Source organism: Pseudopedobacter sp., from assembly GCF_040392825.1.
In the GTDB taxonomy this organism is placed as follows: domain Bacteria; phylum Bacteroidota; class Bacteroidia; order Sphingobacteriales; family Sphingobacteriaceae; genus Pseudopedobacter.
The window spans coordinates 1-13,372 of the sequence record NZ_JBEBVH010000097.1 but is presented as its reverse complement, the minus strand read 5'-3'; the positions used below and the strand labels follow the sequence as shown (position 1 = coordinate 13,372).

General features: G+C 37.1%; 8 protein-coding genes and 1 pseudogene. All 9 read right to left on the bottom strand.

What is annotated here, in order from left to right; all coding sequences use genetic code 11:
• Nucleotides 1-174: 174 nt before the first annotated feature.
• The gene (locus ABWO41_RS08740; protein WP_353136554.1) at nucleotides 175-1,947 is read right to left on the bottom strand and encodes a right-handed parallel beta-helix repeat-containing protein; all 1,773 of its coding nucleotides are present in this window, start codon (nucleotides 1,945-1,947) and stop codon (nucleotides 175-177) included.
• Nucleotides 1,948-1,960: 13 nt separating this feature from the next.
• Complete coding sequence (locus tag ABWO41_RS08735; RefSeq protein WP_353136551.1) at nucleotides 1,961-2,911, bottom strand: phosphodiester glycosidase family protein; 951 nt, start codon at nucleotides 2,909-2,911, stop codon at nucleotides 1,961-1,963.
• An 18-nt stretch (nucleotides 2,912-2,929) separates the two neighbouring features.
• Entirely contained in the window at nucleotides 2,930-4,204 is a 1,275-nt protein-coding gene (locus ABWO41_RS08730) for a RagB/SusD family nutrient uptake outer membrane protein (RefSeq protein WP_353136548.1), read from the bottom strand.
• 18 nt (nucleotides 4,205-4,222) lie between these two features.
• On the bottom strand, nucleotides 4,223-7,534 hold the full coding sequence (locus ABWO41_RS08725) for a SusC/RagA family TonB-linked outer membrane protein (RefSeq protein WP_353136545.1): 3,312 nt from the start codon (nucleotides 7,532-7,534) through the stop codon (nucleotides 4,223-4,225).
• Between the two features lie 226 nt (nucleotides 7,535-7,760).
• Entirely contained in the window at nucleotides 7,761-8,873 is a 1,113-nt protein-coding gene (locus ABWO41_RS08720; protein WP_353136543.1) for a FecR family protein, read from the bottom strand.
• A gap of 734 nt (nucleotides 8,874-9,607) precedes the next feature.
• Nucleotides 9,608-10,198 (bottom strand): RNA polymerase sigma factor, encoded by a 591-nt coding sequence (locus ABWO41_RS08715; RefSeq protein ID WP_353136540.1) that lies wholly within the window; start codon nucleotides 10,196-10,198, stop codon nucleotides 9,608-9,610.
• A 142-nt stretch (nucleotides 10,199-10,340) separates the two neighbouring features.
• Nucleotides 10,341-11,246 (bottom strand): glycerophosphodiester phosphodiesterase family protein, encoded by a 906-nt coding sequence (locus ABWO41_RS08710; protein WP_353136537.1) that lies wholly within the window; start codon nucleotides 11,244-11,246, stop codon nucleotides 10,341-10,343.
• A gap of 117 nt (nucleotides 11,247-11,363) precedes the next feature.
• Nucleotides 11,364-13,175, bottom strand: a complete 1,812-nt coding sequence (locus ABWO41_RS08705; RefSeq protein ID WP_353136534.1) for a beta-N-acetylhexosaminidase — start codon at nucleotides 13,173-13,175, stop codon at nucleotides 11,364-11,366.
• A gap of 11 nt (nucleotides 13,176-13,186) precedes the next feature.
• Nucleotides 13,187-13,372 (bottom strand): annotated as a pseudogene (locus ABWO41_RS08700) (hypothetical protein); the annotation flags it as partial.

The window sequence follows — 13,372 nt, the reverse complement described above, 5'->3', positions numbered from 1 at the left end:
TAAAATATTTCATAAAATGTTTTATAAAAGGGTGTTTCAAAAGTTTTTTGTCTTGATTTCCGAATACTTTCGGAAAAGAATCGTCTTCAGAAGCATTAAAAAAAAGAGCCTGCCTATCGACAGACAGGTCTCTTTCTAAGGTCGTGTTTTTGAAACACCCTCAATTTATTTAAACTATTGAGGAATTGCAGCTCCCATTACTGTTTTACCAGATCGGCTTTTTCCATTTTGATCAACAGATAACAGAGCGCTTTCCAAAGCCAGATTTGAAGCTAAAATCTGTAGCTGTAAAGTGCTCATTCCCAATTTTGCTGCCGCACTTGCCGAACTCGCCAGTGGAATAGTTTGACCAAAACCTCCATATCTTCCAAAGGGATTAAATGCGGTTGTCGGATCGAAACTTTGACCAGCCTCTAAAACACCATCGTAGTTGAATACTCCTGTTCCAATAACGGAAGAACGGGAAATATTTGTACCTCCCACTTCTGTTGTTGCACCAATATTACCAGATACAATGGAATTGTAGATATTTAGAATATTGGCATGAGCCGGATTATTGTAAATTCCGGATCCAGCAGGTGCCCCTGTATTGCCTTGTCCACCATCATTATTAGAAACTGTTGAATTAACTAAGTCTACTGTACAAACCCCATACAGAGATATACCCGCTCCAAATGCAGACCCATTGTTCTTATTACCATAAATGGTACTGTTTACTATAACAAATTTAGACTTCTCGCGGGCGTATATACCTGCTCCGGTACGGGTAGTAGCACCCATAGTCCCCACCTCGTTATTCGCTATAGTAACATTAAACAGATAATTATATGAAGTTCTGGCTGTATTTATGGCATATATTCCACCGCCTACACCACCGCCTCTGTTCCCTACTACTTCACTATCATACATGTAAAGTGTAGAACCATCATTCCAGATTCCTGCTCCGTTTGTTGTAGCTACTAAACCCGAATTACTGGATACAGAACTATTTCTAAACGTTACATGGGCATTACCTGTTAAAAACACTCCGGCACAATGGGTAGAAGTTTCATTATTGGAAATGATACTATTTTTAATCTCCACTTTACTACCAGCTATAATCATACCTCCGCCATAGCTTCTGTTTACTGCAATTCCGTTTATGGTAACCGAACTATTTGCAGAATATGCGCTTCCGTCTCTAATAGTAAAACCATCTATTTCCACCTGTTTGTCCTGTTCCAGCAACGCTGTTACAACCACGGTATGATAAACTTTTCCTGTCGCCAGCTGACCACTTAAAATGGTTTTATTAACTTCCGGATTAGCAACGGCGCCAACTGTTGCCTGTTCCGGATAGCCGCCTATAAGCTTAACATTCTGTGATATTTCAAAAGTCTTATCTGCATTGGTAGCAACATTACCTCCTGTTATACTTACCGTTGGCTTGTATGTTCCAGCAGCAACATGGATAATATCTCCACTTAATGCTCTGTCTAAAGCTGCATCTAAGGTTGTAGATTTACCCCACGAAAGCCCGTCATTTCCTTCCAAGCCATCTGTTCGTACGTAAAAATGACGCGTATAATCTGGTGCCGGATCACCAGCATTTTGAATAATGGTAAGCTCTGATTTATCATTTCCTGTAATATATGCCTCCAATGTCGCCTCACGTTCTGTTGTCGTTCTGTTTTTTTGGATGGCGACTCTGACCTTTTCATCTGCAGAACCATTGGTATTTAATACAGACAACCAATTGGCCGCAGTTTTAACACGCCATGGTAAATTGGATTTTAAATCTACCTCAATAGTATCTACATCATTACCCACTCTTACTTCCTGCTGTTCGAAACTTATTTCTGGTGTTTTGGGCGTAAAACTCTCCTGATCTATTTTTCGACAGGAAACTATACTCGTAAAAAACAGTATCATGCCCAGTAGCTGGAATATTATCGATTTTTTTGTCATGATTACAAGCATTTTAATTGGTTACAGAAACTACGATTAAACCGTTGGCAACAGACCTTTCCTTACCGCCATTATCTGTTGGCCAGTTTCTTACAGCAAATCTGTCGGCATCAAAAGATGGAGTTGTTCTAATAAAAAAAGTGCTTGAACCTCCTCCATCCAGGTTAATAGCCTGATAAGCTCCGAGCGCTTTCATAAATTTCGCTAAATCATCATAATTCATCCCATTGGAATAATGAAAATTACGGCCGTCCACCACTAACATATAAACCCTTGTTCCGTCCTGATTTACACCAATACAGGTTCTGGGCTCCAACCTCTTATCAACCTGCTGAACAGCAACCCCATCTTTCAATAAGGTAACTCTTCCGCCTACTGCTTCCTGAATGTTATTTTTGATATCCGGATACATCTGCTGATCGCCAATAAGCGCCTTACCGTCTTTAGTAATTGCAAAAAATGTATTTAAAGCATCTGTAACAGTAGTCTTAATGGCCAGACCTTCTTTATAAACAATACCCTGTGGCACTCCGGTATCCATATTATAGAAATCTGCATTGATACCAGCCCATACTTTATGTTCTTCAAAATCTTCATATGTGGCTTGCTTTGTCATAGGTTGCATGCCAAAAGAAGGCGAATTATTAGGCGTAGAAGCTTCTATACGTACTTGAGGATTGGTCAAGTCTATTTCGAAAACAAAAGCTTTCATAGATAAACCGGTGCTTGATAAATAGCGAACTTCTGTAGCCTCGACGCCACTGGTAACACTATAAGTTGTATCTGAAGTGATACTGGCAATTAAGTCGCTATTATTGACTACTTTGGTAGCAACAGCCGTTTTTGGATTGGCAACAAATTGTTCATAAGGTTTAATTGCGCCTTCATCATTACTGCATCCTACCGCTATCAGCATGGACAGGGTGAACCCTAACGGTAGTAATATATATTTTATATTTTTCATTTTAATCTCTCCTTTAAGTTAGTAGTGCGGATTAGGTTCCAGATTGGTGTTATATTGTAATTCGCGACCTGGAATAGGCAATACTGTCTGATAGTCTAAAATTCCAAGTTTCTGTACCGCTGTATTCGTACGCACCAAATCATAATATCTGAAATTTTCACCGAATAGCTCCAGGTTTCTTTCGTTCAGTATAGCTTCCTGATATTGTTCATCTGAATTAACAGTTATATCCTGAAGGCCTCTGAAACGACGTAACTCATTTAATCTGGCGATACCATCCACTCTTCCCTGTGCTTCTGCACTAATTAAATACAATTCCGAAATTCTGGATATAATTACCGGATCTCTTCCTGTTTGACCACTAGGATACTTATTTACACAAAAAGTTCCTGCAATATTTGTAATGGAAATATCTCGGCGTTTATCCGTACTAACAAAAGCATCAACCATCTGCTGTGAAACCCTATAATTCCCCTGTCCTTTATTAGGATGTGCATAAGAATAAAACAGATCGGAAATGTTAATACTGGATTCTTCGGTTCTGTTTTCAAAGGCAAAAATGATCTCGGTATTAGAAAGCTTTCTAAATATTTTTTCGAAGCTATCTAGCTTATACTTACCTGAAGTAATCAGTTTCTCTGCTGTTGTGGCCGCAGCTGGTTTATTTCCACGACACAAATATACTCTTGCTTTTAATGCCGAAACAGCATCTTTAGAAACATAATAATAGCTGGATGACTCTCCCAATAGCTGCTCTGCTTCTGTAAGGTTCTCTTCGATAAAGGCCCAAACTTCGTCTTTGGTATTTCTTGATAGTTTTTCAAGCGAATTCTTGCGATAGATAGGGACACCTCCCCATCTGGTCAGCAAGCTATAGTAAATATATGCTCTAAAATAATAGGCTTCTCCCAAAGCAGTATTCCTTACACTGTTTGGTTCCAGTCCTTCGCATATCGAAATCACATTATTTACCTGATAAAGTGCACCATAATAACCGTTCCAGCCAGTAGAAACAGCGCCACCAAGCGGACTTAGCTGTGAGTTAATCAAATCCAGCGGTGAACCCGAAGCCGTATGCAGATTCCCTCCTAAAATATCAAAAAGTATAAAAGCATGCACTCCAGGATCATTCTGCATATCGTTATACATTCCTATACGTAATGCCGGCAAATCTTTTTCAGTAATTGCATCTGGTGATACAGACGAGTATGGATAAAGATCCAATTTGTTGGCACAAGAACTACCTAAAATCGTACTCGCAAGCATCATTATATATAAATATTTCCTTTTCATTTTGTACAGCTTAATTTTTTAAAAACTAATATTTGCTCCTATGCTATAAGTTCTGGGCTGTGGATTGTTCAATGCATCTATACCAGAAAATCTGGGATCTAAATTGGTATTGACTTCAGGATCCCATCCGGAATATTTCGTCCATAAAAACAAGTTGTCTACCTGCGCAAAAAGCCTGATCTGACTTACTTTTAGCTTTCTTACGGTAAATTCAGGCAGTAGATATCCCAATGTGAGCGCTCTTAATCTAATAAACGATGCATCTTCCAGAAATCTGGTTGAATTACGTGTATTAAAGGTTTCACTTGCTATCGCTCTTGGATAAACATTAGTTGTACCTGGCCCCGTCCAACGGTTTTGTACATATTCCTCCAATTGGGCAAATCTATAACCAATACGTCCCAACCCGTTTGGTTTCCATGCAGCATAAATATTTGCTCCGTAGCTATAGGTGGTTAAAACATCTAATTGCAGCTTTTTGTACCTGAAACTATTACTCCATCCGCCAGAAAATTTAGGATTTGATGACCCTACAACAACCCTGTCGTTATCGTTAATGATATTGTTTCCGTCTAAATCTGTCCATTTAACATCTCCGGCTCTAACGCCTAAATCAAATTGTGTCTGCGGAACCTCTCCATCGTATTGATAAATACCCTGCGATTCAAAAAGATAATAGGAACCTATATCTCTGCCCACTACGAGTGCGCGATTATCGCCAATAGAAATCGGCTTGTTCTCGTTATCTATAAGAGATAAAATTTTATTCTTGTTATGTGCAATGTTAAAATTAGAGTTCCACACTACCGGCCCCAATTTAAAGTTTGTACTTGCAGAAAACTCTATCCCTTTATTCTCCATAGATCCAATATTGGATATGATACTTGTCATACCACTGGTGGCATGGATAGGCATACTATACAATAAATCTGTCGTTTTCTTATAATAAGCATCCAGAGATAAATTTACCCTTCTCTTAAACAAAGAAATATCAAAACCCAGATCGTACTGATCTGCTTTCTCCCAGGTCAGGTTTTCGTTTCCAAAAGTAGAAACAGAAATTCCGCTAAGTCCTCCATAATTTTGCCCCCCGGCAATTAAAGGCTGGTAAGCATAGTTTCCTATTCCTTCCTGATTACCTGTTTTACCATAGCTCGCCCGTAATTTCAAATCCAGATCAGTGCCGTCCATAAACTGTTCTTTGGAAACATTCCATCCGAAAGACAAGGAAGGAAAAATCCCCCATCTGTTATCAGACCGAAACTTGGAAGAGCCATCTGCTCTAAGCGTTCCTGTGAACATGTACTTGTCGTCATAAGAAACTGTAGCCCTTCCAAAATAAGATTCTAATGCGTATTCGCTTGGTGCGCCACTTGCGCTGGTTATTTCAGAAGCCACAGATACCACTCCCAGGGAAGGCGTAGGAAACCCACGGGCATCTATATTCGAGTTTCTGCTATGTAACTTTTGGAATGAGTGCCCCAATAAACCGCTTAAGCTATATTTGCCAAAAGTATTGGTATAGTTCAGCACATTTTCAGTCAGATAATTCTGTATCAGCCTATTATCATCCAACAACCTGCCTACTCCAGTTCCATAAGGATGTCTTTCGTTATAATAGGTATAATCGTAAGTATAGCCGATATCTGCACTAAATGAAGATTTAAAAGAGATGTTCTCGTTGAAATTTATCTTACCATAATATGTCCCTAAATACCTGAAATTGTCTACATATGCAGTTTGTTCATTTAATATTTGAATTGGATTATGACGCATCAGTTCATCAGTTCCACCAACATAATAATCTCCGTTAGGTTTATATGGCCTGTCGAAAGGTCTCTGTTCAATTGCCCTGGCTAAAATAGTAGAACCTAAGTTTGCTCCCGGAACCTGATTGTTACGGATATAATTCCCCATGTTATTGAAACCAATCTCTAACCAATCAGTAAATTGATGCGTGAATTTAGTATTCAGATTATATTTCTTGATAGAATTATTATGAACAACCCCTTCCTGATCTGTAAAACCTACACCCACATAATATTTGGTCTTCGTTGTACCTCCCGAAAAATTAGTATTGATATTTTTGAAATATCCCTTTTGGAGGATTAAGCCCAGCCAATCGGTATCAGACATATTTCCGAAAGGGTTAGATATCGGAATTTTATAGTTAGCATCTCCCGGTTGCAGACCGTATTGTCTATTATAATTTTCCTGTCCTTCATTAAACTGCAATACATAAAGGTCAGAATTCGCAATTTTCAGCTTGTTTTTATCGGCAAACTCAGAGAAACCTGTAGTAACATCTACCTTTACAACATTTCGTCCGCTCTTTCCCGATTTTGTAGTAATCAGGATAACACCGTTACTTGCTCTTGAACCGTATATAGCAGCAGATGCAGCATCTTTAAGTACCTCAATAGATTCAATATCAGCATGGTTAAAGGCAGCCAAAGGGCTATAGGTCTCCCCAAAATCGTAAATAGACATGTTCGAATTGTTTATGGGCACACCATCTACTACATATAAAGGATTATTACCCGCACTGATAGAAGAAGTTCCCCTGATTGAAATTCGTTCTCCAGAAGCCAGATTACCAGAACCTACAGATAAATTTACACCTGCAATTTTACCTTCTAACATCCTGGCCGGTGAAGAAACTTGTCTGATATCCTCATCTTTAAACTTTACACTCCCTATAGCACTTGTAACCAAGTCTCTCCGCTGACTTCCGTAACCAACAACCACAATTTCATTCAGCTCAGATTGTGCAGTTTTAAGTGATATCCGTAAATCAGTATTACCTTTTACCTCAATCTCCTTTGTCTCAAATCCCGTAAAACTGATTATCAACATACTTCCCTCGGCTATATTTCTTAATGCAAAAACACCATCTGTGTCTGTTATTGTACCTATATTCCCTGCTTTTATTCTTACAGAAGCACCAGGTAAGGGTTCGCCTTTTTCGTCAACCACTGTACCTTTTACATTAATAAAAATTTGTTGCAAAGGAATTTCAAAAGGTTTGGTACTGTTTTTTTTATTGATGATAATCGTATTTTCTCTTAAAAAATACTCGAAAGGCTGATCCTTGAAAATCTCTGACAAGGCTTGTTTTAACTCTACATTTTTTAAGTCGAGATTGTTAATGATTTTTGCATCTTTAATCTCATTGTACTTATAAAAAAGGTAGTAGCCTGTCTGCTTTTCTATTGCCTTCAGTATTTTTTCTACACGAATGTTCTCGCCAGAAAAACTGACTTTCTGAGAATAACTTTTCGCACTTACCTGAAGTATGCCTAGCGTGATCAAAAAAGCGGTGAGTTTCATTACCAAAAAAATTTTCGATGGGTATACTTTACGGATTGGTATTTTCCCGCAAAAGATTAATTTCATACTTTTGTAATGTTTAAATTAAAGGTTATTGATTCGCAATTAATAATTCTCTTAAGATTTGAACGGGCCTTCTTAAGGCTTTGACGGGAGTGTTGGTAGCACTTCCGTTTTTTTGTTCTTTAGACTGTTAGCTTCTATCCATATGCATTTTTTCTGTTTGTTATCCAATAATTAGTTTTCTTCCTATCAACTGGAACTTTACATTTCCATATCTTAAAATTTCCAATACGTTGTCAATATCAGCGCTACGCTTAATCTTCCCTACAAACTCATCTTTCGGAATCTCTCCTCTGTATTGCACTTCAATATCATACCATCTGGAAAGCTGGCGCATCAGCGTTTGAATATCTACCCTGTCAAATTGAAAAAAACCGTCTTTCCATGCCATAACAGACTCCAGATCTGCCCGGGCAATATCCAAATGTTTTATATTCCGCATTTGGGCCTGATAACCCGGTTTAAGTAATTGAGATGTTGCCGTAGTACTCACCTTCACACTTCCTTCGAGCAAAGTTGTTCTTGTAAGCAATTCGTCTTTATATGCGTTCACATTAAATTTTGTTCCCAATACTTCTATTTCCTGTTGGTCGCTTAAGACTTTAAACGGCTTCTTTTTATTGTGAGCTACCTCGAAATAGGCTTCGCCCTTAATGGTAACTTTACGCTCATTGCCGGCAAACCGAGCAGGGAATGTAATACTGGATGCACTGTTTAGCCAAACATGAGAACCGTCTGGAAGGATCACCTGATAAATTCCACCCCGTGGTGTTTCTATTTTATTTACGCCTGTACTTCCCGCATTTGAAACAAGGTCTTTAGTATTAAATACCAATAATCCATCTTTTTGCTTTTCTACCGAAAAACTACTGTTTTGTTCCAGGGTTCCATTGGCAACATCATTCAATATAATTTGTTTACCATTGCTCAGTGTTAAAATGGCATTATTTCCTCCCGGAACAACCGGTGCTGAAAGTTGTTTGGAAGTTAACTTGTTACCTCCATTATCTTTATTCGAATAAAAATAGAATGAAAACGCCAGGCCTATAATTGCCAGAACAGCTGCTACCCGGTATACATATTTCAGGTAGCTAAATTTAGCTACAGATGGCTCTGCCTCAATCGAATCCTCCTGTAAATCGTTTTCCATCGATTCCAGTAGGTATTTTTCCAACTTACCTTCATCCAACAGGTAAAAAAATACCTGCAGTTCTTTCTCGCTCAATTGCTTGTTCAGATATCTGTTAACTAATTCTTTGTAGAATTGCTCTTCCATTCAATATTAACTCTTTATCACTAAGACAATAAAAAGAACACATAGGGTAGCAATTTTTTTAATTTTTTTTGACAAGGTTAAACTTTCTCCCTCATACAAGTTTCAGGTTGATAAAAATGAGGTACATTCTTTGGGTATTTTTTCTTAACTTAACTCATTCGCCTTCCTATTAAAATCCAAAAATCCTTATAAACTCCATAAATGTCTGCAAAAGTCCGTTAAAGTCCGCAAAAGCCCGTTGAGTCTATACTATTGGTTCGCTAACGGTCCTACTACGGTGTACTTACGGTGGTACTGCAGCGCTGCCTAAAGCTGCTAAATCCAGAACGATTATCAAATCAATTTTGAAGCATCCCATAATAAAGGTAATACCCTTGCATGCAGGATCAGAATAACGTGAAATGGCTATTTTTCTAAGTTTCTGATACTTTTTGTTCTTAAATGATGCCTATGCGATAATTCGTGAGCCTAAAAAAACTAAGTAGTGAAATTCTTATAGCAAGAATTTCAGATAATGTACATCAAAAACCCTTAATGGGTGAAATTATTTTCATGCCCAGATTAAACCGAACTTACATTATTTTATTGATTGAACTAATTTTATTGATACGAGAAATACTATTGATTTATCTTGTCTTTTAGTTACAGCGTATAGAAAATTTCAGAAGAACCTCTTTCTTAATTGACGAAACAATCTCTCCCGAAATGATTAATATAAAGTTCTGTATGACTTATTAATTAAAGAAAACAGCTATCAAAACACTAAGAGATATACCTAATTCTCCTTCTATAGTATGACGGAGCTGTTTCATAGAGAAAACCATATGGTTTTTTACGGCATTTTTAGAGATTCCCATTACAGAAGCCACCTCTTCATATGATTTTTTTTGTTCTCTGCAGAGCTTAAAAATTTCTTTACTTCTATCGGGTAATTGGTCTATAGCTTTGTTGAGGTAATAAAGATATTCTTTATCTAGTATTTTTTCTTCTGTGGTATTTGTTCCTATAAAATAAGCATCTACTATTTCCCCCATAATTTCCTGAGAACGTGACGCTTTCTTCAATGCATTCAGCGTATGGTTTTTCGCCACTGCATATAAATAAGCCTTAAACGATTTTACCTCTGTAAGCTTCTCTCTGCATTCCCAGATTTTCACGAACACCTCCTGAGTCAAATCTTTCGCCATGTCATTTGAATGAACATATTTTTGGATAAAAGACAAAATCCCCTTATGGTAGAAATTAAAGATCTGCAGGAATGCTTTTTCATCGCTTTCCAAGAATCTTTTTATCAGCTCGGGTTCGTTAATTCTTATATCATTCATTTCGCTAAGGCGAATTTAGGCTTACAATGTTACTAAGTTATTAAATTAACATGAATTAGCCTAACATGTTTTGACTATAAAAAAAGCCTCCCAAATGAATAATATTTAGAAGGCCTTATCTAAAGTCAGAAAACTTATCTCCTTATTTTCGCCTAATCTTCTTTAAATAATCAATCAGATATTGCGGTCTGTCTGTCTGAATAATTCTCGCATTTAATTCCTTAATCAGGTAACCATAGCCTTTCTCCGGATCTTTCAGCGACATATCATCATCATGTCCTCCAGCCATAGTATCCCATAATGTATTGTACCAGATCAGGCTTTTACCCTTCAGGCTATTGGCTAATGTTTTTGGTAAAGGATTAGCATCCTTAACATAAAGAAGCTCAAAAGCAACCGGATTTAATTCTTTAATGAAATCGTCTATCATCTTCTGTGCATTCGGCTTATCCAGATTTACAATAGGCATGTAGATTACTTTATCCAGATATTTACCAAACTGTTCTTTTACTTTTTGCGAAGGCGCCGTACCTTTCATAATAATATGATCTACCGTACCTGTTTTTTCCAACAATGCATAAACTTCGTCAAAAACATTGTAAGCCTTGTCCAGATTCAGCATGATCTTTCCTTTAGACAGCAATAAAGCTTCTTCCAATGTGGGCACTTTATGTATGGTTCTTATCGCTGCACCATTACGCAGATTCAGGTTTCGTATAGAATCTAATGTCCAGGTACTAACAGCTCCTTTTCCCGTAGTAGTTCTGTCTAATGTTTTATCATGCATCAGAATCAGCCGCCCGTCTTTGGTTTTCTGAATATCAATCTCCACAATATCAACCCCCATTTTAATGGCATTTTCTATCGCCGCCAGTGAATTTTCCGGGGCGTAACGCCAGTCTCCACGATGAGCAACTACTAAAACCTCCTTACTACTTTTGTCGTAAAGCTTTTTTCTGATATTGTCTACATGGGTTTGGGCTAAAAGTGCGAGTGGACTGAAATACAGAAAAAGTATGACAATCTTAATGCTTAATCTCTTTAACATAATTTTGCTTTCGGTAATTTATTAAGGTTTAAAAACTCGATTACGAAAATATTAATATTATTCTACAATAATTTTTTTTGAATTATTATCTTTTCATATTTATATTTTAGATAATCATTATTTATTTTTTAAAATTGTTGTCACCACTACACTTCTTCTTCCTGATGGTGTTATCACGACACTTTTTAGTATCCTTTCCTCTCCTTTAGGTACAGATACTTTAACAGCATCGGCATATTTAAAATCAAAGTCATAAGGAACTTTGCCATTAATAGTATAATAAATAGCTGCTCCCTTCACTGGTACTTTATATTTCAGTTCAAAATTTTCGCCTATCAACGTGGTATCTTTTGCTTCTATAGGTTCTGGCACACGATATATTGAACCTTTTCGATCTAAATTCCCAAGATGTGCTGCAACTCTATTTTCAGAAAAATCTTTCCAATCTTTATTTTCAAGGGGAGTCCAGGCAATTTCCGACAATGCGAAAATTCGTGGATAAATCATATACCTTACTTTTTCTGGAGTTCTGATATACTCTGTCCAAAGATTAGCCTGTACGCCAATGATATATTTTTGCTCTTCTTTTGTCAGTTCATCTGGAACCGGATTGTATGAATATACTTTAGACAAAGGAACATGACCGCCAATGGTTAATGGCTCTTCACTTGATTTACTTTCTTGCTTATCGAAATAGAGGTACGGACCAGGCGTCATAATCACTTTATGCGAAAGTTTTGCCGCAGCGATTCCGCCTTTGGTTCCTCTCCAGCTCATCACGGTTGCATTAGGGGCTAATCCACCTTCTAAAATCTCATCCCACCCAATAATCTGTCGGCCTTTTTTGTTGAGATATTTCTCTATCCTTTGAATAAAATAAGACTGTAATTCATGCTCATCTTTCAGCTTTTCCTTTTTAATTCTTTTCTGACAGAATTCACAGGTTTTCCATTTGGTTTTCGGACATTCATCTCCTCCTATATGAATATATTCAGATGGAAACAAAGGCAATACTTCATCCAAAACATCTTGTAAAAACTTAAAGGTCTGTTCTTTTCCTGCACAAAAAACATCATCAAAAACACCCCATTCATAAGCTGCTTTGAAGGAAGCCGGATTTTTACCGCAAGCCAGCTCAGGGTAAGCGGAAAGTGCCGCTAAAGCATGTCCGGGCATTTCTATTTCAGGTACAACAGTAATATATTTAGATGCGGCATAAGCTACTACTTCCTTTACTTCTTCCTGAGTATAGAAACCACCATATTTTTCGTTATCGTATTGTTTCGGTTTGTTTCGCAGGTAACCAATTAATGTCTGATCTCTGAAACCTCCAATGGTGGTGAGCTTAGGATATTTTTTAATTTCTATCCTCCAGCCCTGGTCTTCGGTTAAATGCCAATGAAAAGTATTTAGCTTATAATAAGCCAACATATCTATATATTCCTTTATAAAACTCACCGGAAACATATGCCTGCCCACATCTAAATGCAAACCTCTATAAGCAAATCTTGGATAATCTTCAATCTCAAGAAATGGAATCTCAGTTTGGTTTGTATTTAGGATTTGTAAAAGCGTTTGCAATCCATAGAAAGCACCACGTTCTGTTGATGATCTTATTATAATTCCTTCTTTTGTCACCGTCAGCCTATATCCTTCTTCTTTGAGTGGTAACGATTTATCTAGTATCAATTTTAACCCATTCTTTTTCTGTACATCTATAAGTGGTAATTGTCTCAAAAAATCATTTAAGTTTTCTGAATTATTAAATCCAATAAATTCTGCACTTATCTTATTAGAAACATCATAATTTCCAACATTCATATTTATTTTTACCGGCGCAGGAATAATTCCTAAAGAAGCATTTTCTTGGGCCTTTAACTGTATAAAAACGAGCGACATGACCCAAATTAAAATAGTGGTTTTCTTCATATTTTTCTTATTTATTTTAATACCAATACTTGTGGATAATGATCTGATATTCTATCCGTATCCACATTTTTAATCATAAAGGCTGTATTGATTTTAGATTTTAGCGGTTCACTTACCCATATATAGTCTATACGTACATCGTTATCCTTGTCGTATTTGACTACAGGAGTAGGTGCACTTTTCTCATAGTTATTTCT